Source organism: Zobellia russellii (genome assembly GCF_044597075.1).
GTDB lineage: Bacteria > Bacteroidota > Bacteroidia > Flavobacteriales > Flavobacteriaceae > Zobellia > Zobellia russellii.
In genome coordinates, this window is the sequence record NZ_CP139000.1 from 142,375 (window position 1) to 160,670 (window position 18,296).

The window sequence follows — 18,296 nt, forward strand, 5'->3', positions numbered from 1 at the left end:
TTAGTTAAGTTTATATTTTTCCCTGTACTCAGTAGGACTTATACCTTGTTTCTTTTTAAATAATCTAGAAAAGTAAGGCGGATATTCAAACCCTAGTTCATACGCTACCTCTGCAATACTTTTGTTGGGTTGTAACAGAATATTTTTTGCTTCATCTATTAAATGCAAGTGTAAATGTTCAGTAGTGGTTTTACCGGTTTCTTTTTTAAGCGTATCACTTAAATAACGCTGCGATACCAACATTTTATCCGCTATTTGTTCAATGCTCGGTATGCCCTTCTCCTGTAATTGTCCAGATTCTAAATAGGCAGCTATTTGCGCATTGAACTTTTCTAACAAATTATTGGACAATTCTTTTCTATTTAAAAATTGCCGCTCATAAAATCTATTGGCATACTTTAAAAGGGTACTCAATTGCGATATAATAATTTCTTTGCTAAAAGCATCTTGGTTGTTCTGGTACTCCATTTCAATATTTTCAACCAGCAGTTCTATTTGCTTTTCTTCTTTAGGCGAAAGGTGCAAAGCTTCATTCACGGAATACGAAAAGAAACCGTAATTTTTTATTTGTTGCGCCAATTCCGTACCTTTTATAAAATCTTCATGAAAGTTTATAGAAAAACCTTTTTGTTCAAAAACCACGCTGCTATCCCATTGTAACACTTGTCTTGGAGCAATACATATTAACGCACCATTTGTAAAATCATATTTGGTACGGCCGTAGTTTAATTCGCCTTTTACAAACTTTTTAAAACTGATGGAATAACAATCATTTGTAATTGCAGGCGAACTTTCCCTAGGACAGGGTAAAAAGCCATCACCTTTAGAGTTAAAAACACTTAACATAGGGTGCTCGGGTCTTGGCAATCCCAAATAATCTAAATACGATGCTAATGTTTTAAAGTGTTGCATAGTTTTAATCAGTTCAATAGTACTTCATTAATAGCTCTTCCACTCAAGATTTTTAAATTTTGAGGTCTTTCTACTAAAGCAATCATAGCTTTACCTATGGTTATAGTAGTAGTAACAGATTTCATTCTTTGCATTATAGGAAAAAATGGTCGTGTTAATATGTAAAAAATATTGTACAGTCTAGTTTTAGATTTAATTCCTCTTTTTGGCAAAATAACTCCTGGTCTAAAGGCATAGACATCTTTAAAGCCTTTGTTAAAAATATAATTCTCTGTTTTACCTTTTACTCTTGCCCACATGGTGCTACCTTTTTCAGTGCTGTCCGTGCCTTCCCCTGAAACATAAACAAAAGTTAAGTTTGGGTTGGCTTCATAGGTAGCATTGACCAAAGCCTCTGTAACGGTATAGGTTAATTTATAGTATTGTTCTTCTGTCATTCCAGCAGAAGAAACTCCCATACAATGAAAACAGGCATTATACGCTTCAAAAGTATGTTGAATGGCACTAAAATCAGTGAAATTCTGATGGATTATTTCTTCTATTTTAGGGTTTTTAATGCCTATAGAAGATCTATTTATTAAGAGGATTTTTTTAATTCTCTTATCATCTAAACATTCTAACAAAACACCTTTGCCTACCATTCCTGTAGCGCCCGTAATTGTTACGTTCATTTGCTTTGCTTTAAATATTCCATTTTACACCAGTTTCTTTTTCTGAAAGTTCCCATAGTCTTTTAGCTACCGTTTTATCTTTGGCATGGGGCTCCAATTTATGCGCCCCAACCGGACCGGTCCAAAAGTTTCTCCCCGTTGGGCCGTAAAAACCACTTTGGTCCAAATTTGGTTCTGTGGCACACATGAGTTGTGGGTAGGCCCCTTTTTCTGCCGATTGTGTCAAAGGAGATAATTTCATTAAGTTAAAGATAAATTTCATCATAAAACTACCACTGGAATTTATTAAGTTGGTTCTTGATGAACCCGGGTGACAAGCATATGCTTTTACCTCTGTTTTACCTGCTGCTGCCAATCTATCCTGTAGTTCATAGATAGTCATGATCTGTGCCAGTTTACTTTGGCTATAGGCATTATTAGGGGTATACTCTTTATTCCAATTTAAATCATCAAATTTTATGGTTTTAATTCCCATATCATAGCCCATACTTCCTACCGTTACAATACGTCCCTTGGATTTTTCAATGAGGGGAAACAATAATGCCTGAAGTGTAAAATTACCAAAGTAATTTGTCCCCATTTGACTTTCCCAACCGTCTACGGTTAGTGTTTGTTTTGGCACCTGAGCTATTGCGGCATTGCAGATAAGCGCATCTATTTGAGAAACTGTTTTTAGAACTTCTTGCGCTGCTTTTTTTACCGAAGCTTGTTCTGATAAATCCATTTTTATGGCCGTAACCTCTATAGCGTTACCAAGCTCTTGTTTTAATGTAGCAATAGTATCCGCAGATTTCTGTGGGTTTCTATTCAGCATTACCAGTTTTGCACCTTTAGACAATAGTATTTTAGCAGCTTCAAATCCGGTTCCGCTAGTGGTGCCCGTTATCACAAAGGTTTTACCGTTTAAATTTTCAATTCTATCCGGTGTCCAACCATTTTCCTCAAACTGATTTGTTGTCATTATTGCCTATTTTTTGATGATTAAAATAATAGGGCAAAGGTCGGACAGACGTAAACTTAAGTACGTATACGGATTTTCATATGTTGTATACTTTTTGGTAATTCCCAATCGTTCCGGACAGACCTATTGGAATGCGCAGACACTGAATTTTGCGATGTCCTTGAAAAGATAGGGTTACTCTAAAATTTACTTTCAATTTCTAGGACGGCATAAAAAAAACCCAGTAAAGAGGCTTATATGAATCTGTTTTTTAGTCTGACGGGAAGCAAATTTTGTTTACTTCTAAGAGAATTGTTTTAAATAAGACATTTATTAAAAATTTATTTAGATATTTGTCTAAATAACTAAACAAAATGAATTATTTGTTCAAAGCTCTTAATGATGAAACAAGAAGACGGATTATAGAACTATTGAAGGATAAGGATATGAATGCAGGGGAAATTGCAAATGAATTTAACATTTCTAAGCCCAGTATTTCACATCATCTCGATATTCTTAAAAGAGCAGATTTAATAATAAGTGAAAAGAAAGGGCAATTTGTCCAATACTCATTAAACACGAGCATATTGGAAGATTTACTAGCTTGGATATTAACCTTAAAAAAATAAACATGAAATTCTCAATACATAAAGAACTTCCTTTGATAAGTATGGTTTTATTGCCTTTCATATACTTGGCATATGTATGGAATGAACTACCACAAAAAGTTGCCGTACATTGGAACTTACAGGGCGAAATTGATAGATATGGAAGCAAGTTTGAATTAGTATTAATTCCAATTCTTTTACCCCTCTTAAGCTATGTCATCTTTCTTATTGTTCCATATATCGACCCAAAGGGAAAGATTAAAAATATGGGCGCTAAATATGGCCATCTCAAAATGTTGGTTACCTTACTTATGTCCGTTATTTCAATTTTTATTCTTTATAATGTAAAAAACCAACCTGGCTCTAGCCCAAATTATATAATTCCCTTACTTGGCGTTTTTCTAATAATTTTTGGTAATTATTTCCAAACATTAAAAGCTAATTACTTTATAGGCATCAGAACTCCTTGGACTCTAGAAAACGAAATTGTATGGAAAAAAACACACAGAATCACGGGTAAACTATGCTTTGTAGGTGGATTGGTACTTCTGCTTGGCAGTTCTATTTTAGATGGTCAAATTAGCATAAAGTTCGGCTTGGGGATAATAACCTTGATAAGTCTTTTTCCAATTTTATATTCTTACTTATTATTCAGGAAACTAAAAAACATTGCTTAGGATATGATAACCGAATCCATCTTCTTATGTACAAATAATTTTTGAAACCTTAAATATGCACAATAAGTTAAAACTAGGTTTGACACTATTTGGCCTGAGTATTCTAGGTATATTATCAATGCTCACGGTTACCTTTCCAGAGGATGGGATACCCAAGGAACTAGTTGAAGCCATACCGCTAGAAACCCTTAAGTATTTGTCATTAATACAACCAACAGTTTTGCTATTGATTGCTGTTTTTATTGGAATAATGCTTTATGATAAGGTCAATTTACAGGTGCCCTCTATTTCCAATGCGTTATAAATTGAAAGCCCTAAAAGATCATTCAGGGAACAAATTAAATTTGGAGTCTTATTTGGGATTATCGCTGGTATATTGACAACCACAGTTACATTGGTTTTAAAAACATCTATTCCTCAAGAGTTTGTAAAAATGCAAGAGAAAGTCCAATTTACCCCTATTGCCAGATTTTTATATGGAGGGATTACCGAAGAAATTTTAGTACGTTTTGGCTTTATGACATTGCTAGTTTGGTTAGCATTTAAAATCACCAAGAATTTAAATGATTTAACGTATTGGGTCGGAATTGTTTTGGCAAGTCTTTTATTTGCAATTGGACATTTTCCAACGGTGTTTAGCGTAGTAGCAAATCCATCCGCTTCATTTCTGACATATATTATGGTAGGCAATTCCATAGCAGGGTTATTTTTTGGTTGGCTTTATTGGAGAAAGGGACTGGAGGCTGCAATCATCGCTCATATCATGACCCATGTTGTTATGATGATGGGAGAAATGATTTAGTTTTCTCTTAATAAGAATTATCTGTTTTTTCAAGAACTTTCTTAAAGTTTCCACCTGTATGAATGAGAACTCCTGCGTAGCGGTTTTAATTCTTGTTAAGTAATAAGCCACTTAAAAGAGGCTTATATAAATCTGTTTTTGATACCGAGATGATTTCGGAATGTGATAAACATTTAATGTTTTCCTGTGATTTATTACCAGAAAATACCACTTTTGATAAAGCTTAGTGAATTAGAAACCTCATTTTGATCCATATAAGTATCACCCTTTTTTACATGTTTTGTTTCTGTCAACTTTAGAAAATCGTCTATTTCGTAGTCAGTAAATAGGTTAAAGGATTTTAGATAGTCAATCATTAGTACATGTAGTTTTTATTCGTTTAAAACAGCATATAAAACATGGTCTTGGTATACTCCAGCTTTATAGGTGTGGCACTTTAATATCCCCTCTTTTTTCATTCCTGCTTTTTCCATAACCCTTCCAGATGATAGGTTTGAGGTAAAGTGAGTTGCAAAAATTCTTTTCAACTTTAGTTCTTCAAAACCAAATTGAATTATTGATTTTACGGCCTCGGTCGTAAACCCATTATTCCAATATTTTTGGTCTAGCCAATATCCCAATTCGGCTTTATTAAACGGTTTGTCAATTCCCAAGTCAACTCCTCCAATTAATTCATTGCTTTCTATTAAGCGAATGGCGAAGATATACTGATCTTGATTTTTTAGTCCGTCATCAGCTAATTTCACCCAAAATTTTGCGTTGTCTAGGGTGTAAGGAAAAGGAATGTTAATTGTATTTTTTGAGTACAGTTCACTAGCATTCAGTATGGAACTTATTTTTTCCAAATCGTTTAAGCTAGGTTGATTTAGAATTAGCCTTTTGGTTATAATCTGGGACAATTGTATTCTAGACACGATTTTTTTTAATTATTGGCAACGTCATTAGTATTCTCTATTCCGCTATATACTTTCGGGTTATGTTTCTCCATATAAAATTCAGGATTAGGTATTTCTGTGAACCCAAATTTTTTATAAAGCCATTCAGCTGTATTAGTCAATAAAATCCAGCGTCTTAGGCCCTGAAGATTTGGATGTGCCATTATTTCATTAATTAGCCATTTACTTAATCCTTTTCCTCTGTATTCCTTTAGAACATAAACATCTCCTAAATATGCAATAGTGGAATAGTCCGAAATTATTCTAGCAAAACCAATTTGTTTGTTTTCGTGATAAAGCCCAAAATTTAAAGAGTTTTCAATTGATGTTTTTAAAGTATTGATTGGAATTCCGTTGGCCCAATCGGTTTCATTTGCAAGGAATTTGTGAATACTCAAAATATCTAATTTATCCTTGTCAGTTGAAATGGTATATTCGTTTCTATGAACTTCTCTAGTTTCCATTTTAATTTTCTTTGTTATAGCTAACGTACAAATTTGTTTATTAGTAAACCTATCTCTTTTAGATGGTAATTTAGTGAGTTCTTATATATCACTACTATTTGCAGGAAAATAAAAGATGCTAGAAATATAAAATGTTTTTATAATCGTCAAACCGGTTGAATAAAAACCCAAACAAAAACGGTCAAAAATTGGGTCAGGGTTACTTGCTTTTACCTTATATATAAAAAGTCTAAGGTTAGAGTTCCGTTTTTGATCGGACATAAAATAAGCCCCTTAAAAGGGGCTTATTTGAATCCGTTTTTTGCATGTAAATAGCTTATGTAACGGTTACTATTGTTGTAATCAGTAGTTATACGTTCGTGTAAGCACATTATTCTTTTTTATACCCTAGTAAAGTCCATCTGACTTTAACTAACTTTCTTGTATTCATAATCAAGTAAATTCTAATTAGTTAAAAAATACTGAACGTTTACAAGTTCTATATCATTGATCATACCTAAATCTAGGGAACTTTCTTGGTCATATAATAACGTACAACTGGATTTAGCTCCAAGTTGGAAGCAAGGTAAGGTTGTTTTATCTGAATAACTTTGACTGGACGTTAGCTCTCCTATCTTTACAGTTAATATAGGCAACCCTGTAACATCGTAAACATTTGGGTTATTTAATTGAATTTCAAATCGCCAACGCGAAGTATTATTTCCAGTATCAGGTGTAAACTCATAAAATAAGACATCGTAAGTAAAGCCATCTAACTCCGGTGGGTCAATTTGATTTAATGGTTCTGGATCAGGAAAGCTACAGGGTAGTTCAATAGTTTTATCAATGAAGTATTGTTGATTATTTAAGAAGTAAGTATCGCTAACAACAGCATTTTTTGTGCAATCTTCATCTTTAGAATCACAGCTACTGATAAGAATAATGCCGTAAAAGGAGAAAAAAAGTAATAGTGTAGAAACTGTGCGTGGTGAACGCTTTATGCTATTTTTCATTAATGAATATATTATAATTTAAGATTCTTGTTTTTGATTTTCGAAAGGTCAAACCTCACTCAGGGCGAGAATTCGAATATCATTTAAGTAAGAAAAATCTTAATCATATATATTTTGTTTTAGTGATGTCAAATGTATACAAAATAATAAAATGGAAACTTTTTTATACCTGTAATTAAAGGTTTTTTTTTATTGAGCTATTGATTGTAACGGCTTAACCAAGCGTAGTTCGGTAATAAGAAAACTTTTCGTTTCCGTATGCACACGAAGCTAGAGCTTTTGGTTTTGTTTTTTCTTTTTTGTTTAAATCAAAATCCCGAAGATTTTGCGGACTTTATAAAAATACGCAAACCTTTCGATTAAGCCCGAGGCCTTTATTTTTATAGGTTTTGTGCCTGTTGCACAAGCTGTAATTTCATAAGATTATTCATTTTTAGTTTTATGTAAATTTGTAACTATTTGATTTTTAGCTATTTTTTCTAAAAAATTTTGAAAATTATAGGGCTCAATTGAAAAATACAGTTGTGAAACGGTTACTGTTTTATTTTTCCACGGTTTTGTTCTCCAAACATGTAATCTTATAGTATTCGATAAAACTAGGTAAATCAGTTACGGTAATTCTTTTCTCTTTTAAGGCCGAAATCAAATCAGGGCAATCACTGAATTTTTCTTGTGAATTTTTAAGAAACCGTTTGTTTTTTTCAACCCGTAATAGTTCTGAAGTTCCATCTTTTAAAATATAATACCTTAAGGTAGGTGATACTCCAGAAGCTAGGCCATAGCTGTAATTGTAATAATATGAATATCGAATTGGGATTGCTAATTTTTTTCCGTTTATTAATTCCAGGGTATCCGATTTTTTAAGGCGTCCGGTACCGCCTTGGAATCTGATTTGCGCCATTATTTCTGGAATACTCTGTCTGTCAAAGTCCGAGTAAAAAAGTTCATCGGGATCTGTTAAACTAATATAGATGCTCAAAACGTCGGAATAAATAAGTTCAGTAAAAATATTGAATTTATTGTAATTATGTTTTAAATATTGAAATGTCCGTTCATTTTCTGTATCTGGATTGGTAACTATCATTTTTACTTTTTCATAGTCGATTTTCCTTTCCTTGTCGTTCTTGTTTTTCTTGAAGCGTAATTTAAAGGCGGAACTGGCCAATCTCAAAAGTCCTTCGTCAGAGGTACTGTCTTTATACACAATTTTACTCTCGATGAACGGGGTAATTCTCAACTCAAAATCTTGTGTAAAACCTTTGGACAAAAAAGAGAACAAAATTAGAAATGTGAATATTTTCATTAGTGTTTGGTTCTGCTAGGTGTAGTGCCGTAGTGCGGAGGCAAGGAAACCTTTCGTTTCCGTCTGAGCACTTAGCTAAAGCTTATTGTTTAGTTTTATTTTTTCTTGTCCAAAGCTAAATTTGAACATTTCGCTCACGCTTAATTTTCAATTTAGCGGCATTCTAAATATACACAGACCTTTTGATTTAGCCCTAAAGTCCGCATTACGCTTAGGCTGTGTGTGCCCAGTATGTGCATCTTTACCTTATAGCAATATAAGGATTTATTTAGAGGGTGTAAGTCCCTTATGCGCTGGAGTAACTTCTGGAAGCATTAGTAAGTCGCAAGGGTGGTAACTGCGAAGTTACATCTGAAGAAAGCGAGACTATAAAACTCGGTACCGACGAACAGGAACCGTATAGGGAGGCATATTTACTTGGGTAAGCAAGCACATCATTGTAACGCCCTAAGATTACAAAAGGGTAAGTATGTAGATACGGCGGTTATTGAGCAAAAGAAGGTGTTCTTACCTGGGGAGGTCTCCAAAGCTACGTGTAGCTACATGGAGAAGTCTGCAGAGGTCATAGTACTTACGGGCAATGAGCTAGGGCAATACCCTAGAGGTCTCACAAGTAAGGAAGGACCGAACGTAATTCTCTTCGAAATTCGCATAGGAGCACAGGTTGTAGCCTATGCCTAAATTAGAAGATAGTGCCAAGGGTGGAAAGAGCCTTGGTTTGATGATTTGCGAACCGCCGTATACCAGACCCGTAAGTACGGTAGTGTGAGGGGTGCACTCTCCTTTAATTAGGAGAGCCGTCTACTCGATTGGCAAATCGTTTTTTTTATCTTATAATTTTCATTAATTCGTCAAACACGTAAATTTTGTTTCGCTTCCCACCAGTTATTTCTACTAATATTTTCTCCTCTTGAAACTTATCTAGAAGATTATAAATTGTCTGATAGCTATTAGTATTGATTTTTGTTTTGATGTTTCTGAATGAAGTAACTGGGTTTTCGAAAATTATATCAAGTAAATTAATAGCATATTGCGAATTAAAATCTGATAGTTTTTCTTTGACGTTTTTATATAGTTCAAGCATGTTCAGAACTTTGTTTTGTGTATCCAAAGCTTGTTCTTTTATTGATTTAAGAAAATATTTAACCCAAGATTCCCAGTCATTTTCTTTATCAACTAAACGCAAATAAGCATAATAATCATTTCTGTTTCTTTCAAAATATTCACTTACATATAGTAATGGATATGAAAGTATTCCTTTTTCATAGAGCATAATAGGTATTAATAATCTTCCTATTCTTCCGTTTCCATCCATAAATGGGTGGATAGCTTCAAATTGATAGTGAGCAATTGCAGTTTGAACTAATACATCTGGCTCATCAATTGAATTCACAAATTTTCCCCAATTAGAAATTAAATCATTTAATTCTGTAGCTGATGGCGGAATGAAAATAGCATTTTCTATAGTCGCTCCTGGTTTCCCTATAAATACAGGGATTTTTCTGAAATTACCTTTGTCTTTATTAGTTCCTCTTACGGAATCTAAAAGAATTGAATGAAGTTTTTTTATGAAGTTTTCTCCAATTGGTTTTTCTTTCAATAGTTCGATCGCAATATGGATTGCAGTTCTATAATTAATAATTTCTCGGATGTCTTGTTCTTTTGAATCTTTTTCTGAACTTTTCCCATCTGCTTCATATCTAAAAACTTCTTCTATAGTAGCTTGAGTTCCTTCAATTTTAGAACTTGCAACAGCTTCTTTGGTCAAAAGAGGCGAAATCAATAAACTTTGATTAGGTATATTTGTCAATAATCCGTTTAAACTTCCTAAAATTCTATTAGCCTCACTTATCTCTTTGATTATAAGTGTATAGTCAATCTTCGGTGGTAATAATTCAAGTTTGTGATTTTCTGCCATTTTTCTTATTCCAGTCTATTGGAATTCAAAGATACGTTATTCCAGTCAAACTAAAAAATATGGAATAAGAAAAAATATATTCTATTTGATTGGAATAAGAGCTCTAAATATTATTTAATCCAGAAAGGGTTTGGTAAATGTTTGCCAACAACTGTATAAAGAAACTCAAGTACGTTTATGTCTATTTAAGCGGTAATTTACTTAAATCTTGGATACTGTCAATATTTGTAGGAAAATAAGAATATAGCATACGTATAATATGCCTTTACAAACGCTTAAAAACGGCTGGGCGTTTGTAGAATAATTACTTATCCCAGAACTTATCTTAACAGCTGACAAAACTTGGGTACCCCTTTTTTATGTTTTTCACTGTACCGCGTTTCTCATGTATATATTTCTTAAACACTTTTTAGAGTACTAAATTTGTGGTTTTATTACATAAAAAAACAGAGGGCAAATGTCATTTTATAGTAAGGTATCGGATTTTGGTTCACGGTTTATGGGCAAGCACACCCTTTTTAAACATGGGTTTAACTTATCGCCAATGTACCGCAGAACTACCGCTAGGGTAAAACACGTTTCTGAAGACCTTAAAAAGGTAACGGTTAAACTTCCTATTAGCTATAAAAACAGGAATTACGTAAATACTATATTTGGGGGCAGTCTTTTTTCGGCGGTAGACCCCATACCCATGGTGCAGTTAATTCATATTTTGGGCAATGATTTTGTGGTGTGGGACAAATCTGCGGAGATCGCTTTTAAAAGACCGGCAAAAGAGGACGTATACGCAGATTTTGAATACGACCAAGAAGAAATAGATGAAATTAAATTAAGGCTAGGGCAGGAAGAGGAGATAGATATCGTAAAGACAACCCTTTTAATGAATGCCGATCGTAATACTGTTTTCTGCGAAGTAAAGAAAACGATCTATGTAGCGAACAAGGAACACTACAAAAAGAAACGGGCGCTGGCCACCGCTCAAAAAAAGGAAGGGAAACAGTAGGTTGTTTACCTAAGTTACGTTTGGTTTTTTCTGCTTCGCACCACTGTGTGGTAAAGGAGCGTTAAGCTCCTTTCTCAGCAATTTTGGCCTGGTTCCCTTGCCAACCTTTATTGAATTGTTCCATAAGTTCTTTTACAAGCTCAGGCTGCTCCTTGGCAATGTTCACGGTTTCGGACGGGTCTTTTTCATGGTCATAGAGTTCTATGAAAATGGGTTCTGCTGTAGCGTCCGTGTAATCTTTCCAAACAATAAACCGATACTTTTGGGTACGCATAGAATAGCCCATGAGTCGGTTTTCAAATAGGTCGCGGTCCCATTTTTCGCCTTGTTGTTTTTTAATACGGCCCTCAACTTCCTCTATTAACGGTCCAAATGAAGTTTCCCGCATTCCTTTGGATAAGGGGTTGGCCGCCCATTCTCGTAGTGCTGGTGTGGGGAATTGAGAAAAAACCGCTGTTTTCCATTCTTGTTCGGGATTGGAAAGTAAAGGCGCAAAACTCTGGCCCTCTAAAGTTTCGGGCTTTGAAATAGCGGCAAGTTCACAAAGGGTTGGGTACATATCCACTAGCTCTACAAGGGCATCGGTAGATTTTCCTCTGGTTTCTTTTGCCATATCCGGAGTGCGTATAATTAATGGAACTCGTGTTGCAATTTCATAATTGGTGGCTTTCCCCCAAATACCCATATCGCCTAAATGCCAACCGTGGTCACTCCACAAAATAACAATAGTGTTGTCCTTAATTCCAGCATCTTCCAATGCGGCAAGCATTTTACCAATTTGGGCATCTACGTAACTTACGCAGGCTAGATAGGCATGTTTCAATTTTATGGCCTGTTCGGGAGAGATATCGCCTTTTTTAGGAATTCCCGCCCTGGCCCTTAATTCAAACGAAGCATGAAGCCCCATAGTAGCACCATTTTTAGGGGCTTTGTCCTGCTCGGCAAGTTTAATGTCCGCCTCATCGTACATATCCCAGTATTTTTTAGGGGCTACCCAATCCAAATGGGGTTTTTTCATGCCCATACCCAAGAAGAAAGGTTTTTCAGGATTTTTTTCCAACATATCTTTCATAGTGGCAATGGCCAGATCGGTATTGAAACCGTCTTCGTAGGCATTGTCGGGAAAATCGGCAAACTCATAGGAAGGCCCTTTACCAAGTCCGTTTCTAAGCGCATTCTCACCGTATTTGGCTACCATGGCTGCGCTATTTTCTTTTTGCATTTTAATGTTCTCGGGCAGTTTAAAACCGAATTTCACATCGCTTTTGCTCATGGCAACGGGCTCTCTGCTCCATGAAAGCTCTGGGTCGTTATATTTGCCGTGATAGATTTTTCCGGTGTAAACGGTCTCATAACCATTGGCTTTAAAATGCTGGGGAAGGGTCTGTATATCCGGATTTTTATTCCTGAAATACGTAAAGTTTTCAATTACCTGAATGGTTTCCGGCCGGGCACCGGTCATTAAACTGGCCCTGGAAGGACTGCAAATGGCTTGTTGGCAATATGCATTATTAAAACGAAGACCTTCATGGGCAAGTGCATCTATGTATGGGGTAATGGCAATTTCGGAACCGTACACGCCCAATTCCGGCCTAAGGTCATCTATGGCAAGAAACAGAATGTTAGGTTGTTTTGGTGTTTCTTTTGGTGCGGGAGTAGTAGAATTTTTGCAACCGAATAACAACCCAATACAGACAAGAGCAAGGATACGAATGTTCATTTTTAGCGTGTTTTATAAAACGATTTTGTAGTGCCCAGTTCTTAAAGTCACGGAAGGGCACATACAACGGTCTACAAAGTAACCTTAAAATGGGGAGTGTGCGTTTTCGTATTTTAGCAAGGGTCGGCACTATTTTACCCTCTTGGCTAACAGACGTAATTAGTAGGTTTTCACACCAGAAAGCGGTGTGTATTTTTAATTAGGGGCTTATAAATTTTAAAATTAATTTACCTTTCATGAGAATTGGTTTATATTCAAAACATGCATAACGTTTCTCGTTTTTTATTTCAATTTATAACGGTCTGTATTCTAGTTTTTTCTACAACGGTCTACGGGCAAGGTAAGGTTGGTAATTATGAAATTACTCATTTTCAACTGCCCATAGAAACGGAGGCCCAGGATATTTTGGAAGATCGTTACGGGTTTCTTTGGATAGCCTCTACCAATGGTTTATGGCGTTTTGATGGGGGTAATTTTAAGAATTATAGTAAAAATGAGCATGAGCAGACCAGTATCACGGACAATCATGTTTTTTGTCTGTTTGAAGATAGTGCGGGTGTTTTATGGGTGGGTACCTATGGTGGTGGTTTATTAAAATATGATCGGGAGTATGACCGTTTTCAGCGGTTTATACATGACGAAAATAACCCGGAAAGCCTCAGTTTTAATGAAGTTAGGGTAATTTATGAAGCAGCGGACAAAACTTTTTACATCGGGACGGATGGTGGCGGGTTAAATATCATGGACCGTGAGACCGGAACTTTTAAAAGGTTTCAATACAATGCACAGGACCCCATGAGTATTAGCCATAATAATGTGCTGGATATACAGGAAAGCCCGGATGGTCGCCTTTTTGTAGGTACATGGATCGGGCTAAATATGTTCCATTCAAATTCGGGGAAATTTACACGTTTGGTAAAAAATATAGCGGAGGGTTCCCATGCGTATCCCGTTTTGGGGTTTTATAATGATTTAATCGTTTCTAGCGGTAAGCTGTTTACCGTAGATAAAAAGAACCGATTCCACAGATTGAGTTTAACCCAGGACTGGGTGAGTGCCATACAGCCGGATGACGTAGGTAACTGTTGGATAGCTCATGGGGGAGAAATAGCGATTATAGATGACCAATTTAAAACCCAGAAATTAATAGCGCTAAATGAGCGGTTCAAGGATGGGGCTTTTTACATACGGCAAATATTTCACAACCCGGCCAAGGAAGATTCTTGGGCCTTGGACGGTACGGGCCATTTTTTCCACATTAAAAAATCGGCAGTCATTTTTAAGCCGTTCATAGCACCTGGGGTTAGCGGCAAAATCCTAAAAACAAATAGCAACTACTGGGTGTTTGATGGAGGTACCATTACCATCTATGACAAAGCTACTCACGAACAGGTTAAAACGCTAAAGGGGTTTTACCATAGAACGTATATGAGTTCCTACGACAAGGAAACCGTTTGGGTGGCAGATACCAATTCCATCTATCAATTTACCGAAGCAGGGGAAACGCTGTCCAAAACCGGTAGAAAACCTGCCGAGCTTTTTGGTCTTTTGGAGACCAGTTCCGGACTGGTTTGGACAGGAGAGGTTTTGGGTGCACGTATCTACGACCCCAAAACCGATGCCACCGTTTATTTTGACTGTGACCCCAATGACCCTAACGGTATCGGGTACTTTCACCGTGCCAATGAACTGTTCGAGGATTATAAAAATCAAATTTGGATCGGGACCAATGGCGATGGGGTAAAACGCTATCTACCGGAGAAAAATCAGTTTGTACACTACAGGCATGAGATTGGCAATACCGCAACGGTAAACAACAATTTTATAAATGTAATTTTTGAAGACGCAGACCGTACCCTTTGGGTGGGAACAAACTCGGGGCTTTGTAGTTATGATGCACAAAAAGATTTGTTTGTTCAGTATGATAATGCCCTCCTGAAAGATAGGATTATTAACAGCATTGAACAGGACGGCAAGGGCAACCTGTGGTTGGGTACAAGAAACGGACTTATAAAACTGGATGCGAAGAATAATGTGGTGCGTATTTTAAATGAGCAGGACGGACTCATTTCACAGAAAATCAATGTTTCTAGCGCGGTTACGGATAACGGGCATATGGTATTTTCCACCAACTCGGGCATTATGACTTTTGACCCGGAAAGGGTAGTGCCCAGCACCAAGACACCATCGGTCTATATTTCTAAATTATGGGTGAACAATGAACTGGTTACGCCGGATAGCGATTACATAAAAAAGAGTATTGAGGTAGAGGACCATCTACAGTTATCCTATAAGGACCAAAAGATAGAACTGGGTTTTCAGGCCATTCAGTACGAGAATACACAGCGGTGCCAATATGCGTATATGCTGGAAGGTTTTGATAAGGACTGGACCATGGCCAATGGTACCCGGGCAACCTATACCAACTTGCCCTCCGGGAACTATACCTTTTTATTAAAAGCTACCAACGAAGACGGCGTCTGGACGGATAAATTAAAACGATTGCACATTGAAGTGACCCCTCCGTTTTGGGAACGCCTGTGGGTTCAAATTCTAGCGGGAATTCTTGTGATTTTATTAGGGGTCTGGGCATTTCGCTACTTCTTGCTACGGGAAAGGACCCGGAACAAGTTTGAGATAGAGAAGCAACGCGTGTATCAATTTGAGGAGTTGGCACAGATGAAATTGAGGTTTTTTACCAATATCTCCCATGAGCTGCGTACACCCTTAACGCTCATTACCTCTCCGTTGGACAAGTACATACGTAAAGGTACCAAACCGGATACCAAGGTATTGCAGATGATGCACAGAAATAGTAACCGTCTGTTGGAGCTTGTCAATCAGATTCTGGATTTTAGAAAACTGGAAGGAAACCAACAATTGCGAATCAAGGCCCATGATGAACTATTGGTCTGTTCCAACATGTACACGGCCTATGAATATTGGGCAAAGGAGAAGAATATAAATTTTATATGTGATGCCCCGGAAACGGATTATACCCTTTATTTTGATGAGGATGTTATTGAAAAAATGGTGAGTAACCTAGTTTCCAACGCGTTTAAGTTTACACCAAAAAACGGAAAAATCACCTTGAAGGCATCGTACGAAAATCTTGAAATTGATACGGATGATAAAGTAAAGAACGGAAGTTTGTGTATAGAGGTCATAGACAACGGTTCGGGCATTCCGGCAAAGTACCAGGAAAAAGTTTTTGAACGGTTTTATCAGTTAGATGAGAACCCCAATAAAGGGTACAGTAGTGGTATTGGTCTTTCGCTGATTTCGGAATTGGTGAAATTGCACAGAGGGAGTATCGGCTTAAAGAGCGAAGAAGGTGTAGGTTCGCATTTTACCATCACCTTGCCTATAGGTTATAAAGATTATGAAACCGCCGTTGAAGAAAAAGCGGTTCCTATGGTAGAGAGTACAACGGGGGAAACCGTAGTGTTGCTTATTGAGGATAATGAGGATATCAGAAATTACCTGACCACAGAGTTGTCCGACGATTATGTAATTCTTCAGGCAGATAATGGCAAGGATGGTTTTCAGTTGGCCTTGGAGCATATTCCGGATATTGTAATAAGTGATATTATGATGCCTTTGTTCGACGGAATTCAAGTGGCAAATCAATTAAAGGGAAATGAATTAACGGCCCATATCCCGTTGATGTTCTTGACTGCCAAAACGGGCTTGGAAAACAAATTGAAAGGTCTGGAAACGGGTGCCGAAGATTATATTGAGAAGCCTTTTAATGTCTCGGAGATTAAAATGAAAATCCAGAACCGTCTAAAAAGTAGGCATAGACTCATTAAAAAATATCAAAAAGAAGAGTTGTTCATAGAACCTAGCTCGTCCGTTGATCAATATTTGACAAAGGTGAACGAAGTCATTGATGCGCATCTGGAAAACTCGGATTTTTCAATCGACTATCTATGTGATGAATTGGCTATCGGGCGTTCACAATTGTACCGAAAAATTCAGGCCTTGACCGGTAAAACCATAATTGAATATATCAATACCTATAAATTATCCAAAGCCATGCCCATGCTTCAGGAAGGGAATCTAAGCATAAAGGAAATTGCGTTTAAAGTAGGGTACAATGACAACCGGTATTTTAGTAGAATTTTTAAAAAGGAGTTTGGCCACCCGCCATCTCATTACGTATCCAAGAAGTAGGTTAAGTGTATGTAATACACAAAAAATGCACCTATTTGAGTAATAAGTCTACATTGTAAAAGAGGGAGTTAGGTATTTTTGAGAAGCATTTTGTATAACTGCACCAAAAATACTCAAATGAAAAACTCCAGACGAAACTTCATTAAACAGTCCGCTCTTGCAAGTGCCGCTGTAACCATACCCACTTATAGTTTTGGGATTATAAACAGGCCAAAATTATCCGATCAAATTATTGGTCATGGCAATTTTAAATATCGTGTCCATAAAGAGTGGGGCAACCTAAATCCGGCAAGCACTCCGGTGAAAAATTGCCATGAAATGGTAATGGACTCCAAAGGCAGATTGATCATGGTAACGGATGAAATAAAGAACAATGTTATTGTTTATGACAAGTCTGGAAAACTATTAAAAAGCTGGACTCATGATTTAAAATCCGCCCATGGTTTAACACTGTCCAAAGAAGGGGAAGAGGATATGCTTTTTATTACCGATAACGATGGGGCTATCTTAAAAACTACGGTAGACGGCAAAGTACTTATGCAATTGCCAAATCCGCATGAGATAGGGGTATATGAAAAGGACCAAAAGTACCGTCCTACGGAAACTGCTGTTGGTCCCAACGGAGACATTTATGTTGCTGATGGGTATGGCTCCGATTTCATTTTGCAATACTCAAAAGATGGAGAGTTTATCAGAAAATTTGGGGGGCACGGTCTTGAGGATCATCTGTTCAGTACGGCCCACGGAGTTACGATAGATGACAGAGATCCCAACAATATCACTTTATTATGTACCTCTAGAAAGCACAATTCGTTTAAACGCTATAGCCTGGACGGTAAATATCTGTCCAGTATTTTTTTGCCCGGGGCTTTTGTTTGTAGGCCGGTCATAGATGGTGAGAATTTGTACTCGGGCGTATGTTGGTCCAGACTTAAATATTTGGAGCAAACTCCGGATTCGGGTTTTGTTACCATTCTGGACAAGGACAATAAAGTAATCTCAAATCCCGGAGGAACTGCCCCTGTCTATAAGAAAGGGGAACTACAGCTTATGGTGCAAGCGGTGCCGTTGTTCAATCACTGTCATGATGTGTGTATTGATGATGATAAGAACATTTATGTCTGTCAGTGGAATGCCAATAAAACCTATCCTATAAAATTAGAAAGGGTATAGTT

At 36.8% G+C, this 18,296-nt stretch carries 17 protein-coding genes; 8 read left to right on the plus strand and 9 right to left on the minus strand.

Features of this window, described 5'->3' with window-relative positions; translation table 11 throughout:
* Genes SJY45_RS00550 through SJY45_RS00560 form a run of 3 tightly spaced genes read right to left on the minus strand, consistent with a single transcriptional unit; the run spans position 1 to position 2,544 of the window.
* Positions 1–912: a helix-turn-helix domain-containing protein gene (locus SJY45_RS00550; RefSeq protein ID WP_400072897.1), complete on the minus strand. Its 912-nt coding sequence runs from the start codon at positions 910–912 to the stop codon at positions 1–3.
* An 8-nt stretch (positions 913–920) separates the two neighbouring features.
* Positions 921–1,583, minus strand: a complete 663-nt coding sequence (locus SJY45_RS00555; RefSeq protein WP_400072898.1) for an NAD-dependent epimerase/dehydratase family protein — start codon at positions 1,581–1,583, stop codon at positions 921–923.
* 10 nt (positions 1,584–1,593) lie between these two features.
* Entirely contained in the window at positions 1,594–2,544 is a 951-nt protein-coding gene (locus SJY45_RS00560) for an SDR family oxidoreductase (RefSeq protein WP_400072899.1), read from the minus strand.
* Between the two features lie 353 nt (positions 2,545–2,897).
* On the opposite strand from SJY45_RS00560, the gene SJY45_RS00565 reads away from it, so the two are divergent.
* The 4 genes from SJY45_RS00565 to SJY45_RS00580 all read left to right on the plus strand — a co-directional run bounded on the left by SJY45_RS00565 (position 2,898) and on the right by SJY45_RS00580 (position 4,610).
* Entirely contained in the window at positions 2,898–3,152 is a 255-nt protein-coding gene (locus tag SJY45_RS00565) for an autorepressor SdpR family transcription factor (protein WP_400072900.1), read from the plus strand.
* A 2-nt stretch (positions 3,153–3,154) separates the two neighbouring features.
* On the plus strand, positions 3,155–3,808 hold the full coding sequence (locus SJY45_RS00570; protein ID WP_400072901.1) for an SdpI family protein: 654 nt from the start codon (positions 3,155–3,157) through the stop codon (positions 3,806–3,808).
* 55 nt (positions 3,809–3,863) lie between these two features.
* A complete protein-coding gene (locus tag SJY45_RS00575) occupies positions 3,864–4,112 on the plus strand; it encodes a hypothetical protein (RefSeq protein ID WP_400072902.1) in 249 nt (82 codons plus the stop codon).
* Positions 4,113–4,184: 72 nt separating this feature from the next.
* Positions 4,185–4,610 (plus strand): type II CAAX prenyl endopeptidase Rce1 family protein, encoded by a 426-nt coding sequence (locus tag SJY45_RS00580; RefSeq protein WP_400072903.1) that lies wholly within the window; start codon positions 4,185–4,187, stop codon positions 4,608–4,610.
* Between the two features lie 371 nt (positions 4,611–4,981).
* Here the strand turns inward: SJY45_RS00580 and SJY45_RS00585 are convergent, their stop codons facing one another.
* The 4 genes from SJY45_RS00585 to SJY45_RS00600 form a co-directional block, all read right to left on the minus strand.
* Positions 4,982–5,524, minus strand: a complete 543-nt coding sequence (locus SJY45_RS00585; RefSeq protein ID WP_400072904.1) for a GNAT family N-acetyltransferase — start codon at positions 5,522–5,524, stop codon at positions 4,982–4,984.
* Positions 5,525–5,532: 8 nt separating this feature from the next.
* The gene (locus tag SJY45_RS00590; RefSeq protein WP_400072905.1) at positions 5,533–6,009 is read right to left on the minus strand and encodes a GNAT family N-acetyltransferase; all 477 of its coding nucleotides are present in this window, start codon (positions 6,007–6,009) and stop codon (positions 5,533–5,535) included.
* A 443-nt stretch (positions 6,010–6,452) separates the two neighbouring features.
* Entirely contained in the window at positions 6,453–7,001 is a 549-nt protein-coding gene (locus tag SJY45_RS00595; RefSeq protein ID WP_400072906.1) for a hypothetical protein, read from the minus strand.
* A gap of 541 nt (positions 7,002–7,542) precedes the next feature.
* Positions 7,543–8,304, minus strand: a complete 762-nt coding sequence (locus tag SJY45_RS00600; protein ID WP_400072907.1) for a hypothetical protein — start codon at positions 8,302–8,304, stop codon at positions 7,543–7,545.
* 417 nt (positions 8,305–8,721) lie between these two features.
* Between SJY45_RS00600 and SJY45_RS00605 the strand changes: the two genes are divergently transcribed.
* The gene (locus SJY45_RS00605; protein ID WP_400072908.1) at positions 8,722–8,985 is read left to right on the plus strand and encodes a hypothetical protein; all 264 of its coding nucleotides are present in this window, start codon (positions 8,722–8,724) and stop codon (positions 8,983–8,985) included.
* Between the two features lie 145 nt (positions 8,986–9,130).
* Here SJY45_RS00605 and SJY45_RS00610 read toward each other — a convergent pair whose 3' ends face one another.
* Positions 9,131–10,222 (minus strand): Fic family protein, encoded by a 1,092-nt coding sequence (locus tag SJY45_RS00610; RefSeq protein WP_400072909.1) that lies wholly within the window; start codon positions 10,220–10,222, stop codon positions 9,131–9,133.
* Positions 10,223–10,679: 457 nt separating this feature from the next.
* Between SJY45_RS00610 and SJY45_RS00615 the strand changes: the two genes are divergently transcribed.
* A complete protein-coding gene (locus tag SJY45_RS00615) occupies positions 10,680–11,225 on the plus strand; it encodes a DUF4442 domain-containing protein (RefSeq protein ID WP_400072910.1) in 546 nt (181 codons plus the stop codon).
* Between the two features lie 61 nt (positions 11,226–11,286).
* On the opposite strand, the gene SJY45_RS00620 is transcribed toward SJY45_RS00615, so the two are convergent.
* Positions 11,287–12,945 carry a sulfatase gene (locus tag SJY45_RS00620; RefSeq protein ID WP_400072911.1) on the minus strand — a complete coding sequence of 553 codons (1,659 nt, stop codon included), beginning with the start codon at positions 12,943–12,945 and terminating at the stop codon, positions 11,287–11,289.
* Between the two features lie 261 nt (positions 12,946–13,206).
* Here SJY45_RS00620 and SJY45_RS00625 point away from each other — a divergent pair, with 261 nt between their 5' ends.
* Positions 13,207–17,121 (plus strand): two-component regulator propeller domain-containing protein, encoded by a 3,915-nt coding sequence (locus tag SJY45_RS00625; protein ID WP_400072912.1) that lies wholly within the window; start codon positions 13,207–13,209, stop codon positions 17,119–17,121.
* 117 nt (positions 17,122–17,238) lie between these two features.
* Positions 17,239–18,294: a 6-bladed beta-propeller gene (locus SJY45_RS00630; protein WP_400072913.1), complete on the plus strand. Its 1,056-nt coding sequence runs from the start codon at positions 17,239–17,241 to the stop codon at positions 18,292–18,294.
* Positions 18,295–18,296 lie beyond the last annotated feature (2 nt).

What these genes read in the sequence shown, in the direction of transcription:
- SJY45_RS00550 (WP_400072897.1), bottom strand. Translation starts at nt 912, where the DNA reads ATGCAACACTTTAAAACATTAGCATCGTATTTAGATTATTTGGGATTG.
- SJY45_RS00555 (WP_400072898.1), bottom strand. Translation starts at nt 1,583, where the DNA reads ATGAACGTAACAATTACGGGCGCTACAGGAATGGTAGGCAAAGGTGTT.
- SJY45_RS00560 (WP_400072899.1), bottom strand. Translation starts at nt 2,544, where the DNA reads ATGACAACAAATCAGTTTGAGGAAAATGGTTGGACACCGGATAGAATT.
- SJY45_RS00565 (WP_400072900.1), top strand. Translation starts at nt 2,898, where the DNA reads ATGAATTATTTGTTCAAAGCTCTTAATGATGAAACAAGAAGACGGATT.
- SJY45_RS00570 (WP_400072901.1), top strand. Translation starts at nt 3,155, where the DNA reads ATGAAATTCTCAATACATAAAGAACTTCCTTTGATAAGTATGGTTTTA.
- SJY45_RS00575 (WP_400072902.1), top strand. Translation starts at nt 3,864, where the DNA reads ATGCACAATAAGTTAAAACTAGGTTTGACACTATTTGGCCTGAGTATT.
- SJY45_RS00590 (WP_400072905.1), bottom strand. Translation starts at nt 6,009, where the DNA reads ATGGAAACTAGAGAAGTTCATAGAAACGAATATACCATTTCAACTGAC.
- SJY45_RS00595 (WP_400072906.1), bottom strand. Translation starts at nt 7,001, where the DNA reads ATGAAAAATAGCATAAAGCGTTCACCACGCACAGTTTCTACACTATTA.
- SJY45_RS00600 (WP_400072907.1), bottom strand. Translation starts at nt 8,304, where the DNA reads ATGAAAATATTCACATTTCTAATTTTGTTCTCTTTTTTGTCCAAAGGT.
- SJY45_RS00610 (WP_400072909.1), bottom strand. Translation starts at nt 10,222, where the DNA reads ATGGCAGAAAATCACAAACTTGAATTATTACCACCGAAGATTGACTAT.
- SJY45_RS00615 (WP_400072910.1), top strand. Translation starts at nt 10,680, where the DNA reads ATGTCATTTTATAGTAAGGTATCGGATTTTGGTTCACGGTTTATGGGC.
- SJY45_RS00620 (WP_400072911.1), bottom strand. Translation starts at nt 12,945, where the DNA reads ATGAACATTCGTATCCTTGCTCTTGTCTGTATTGGGTTGTTATTCGGT.
- SJY45_RS00625 (WP_400072912.1), top strand. Translation starts at nt 13,207, where the DNA reads ATGCATAACGTTTCTCGTTTTTTATTTCAATTTATAACGGTCTGTATT.
- SJY45_RS00630 (WP_400072913.1), top strand. Translation starts at nt 17,239, where the DNA reads ATGAAAAACTCCAGACGAAACTTCATTAAACAGTCCGCTCTTGCAAGT.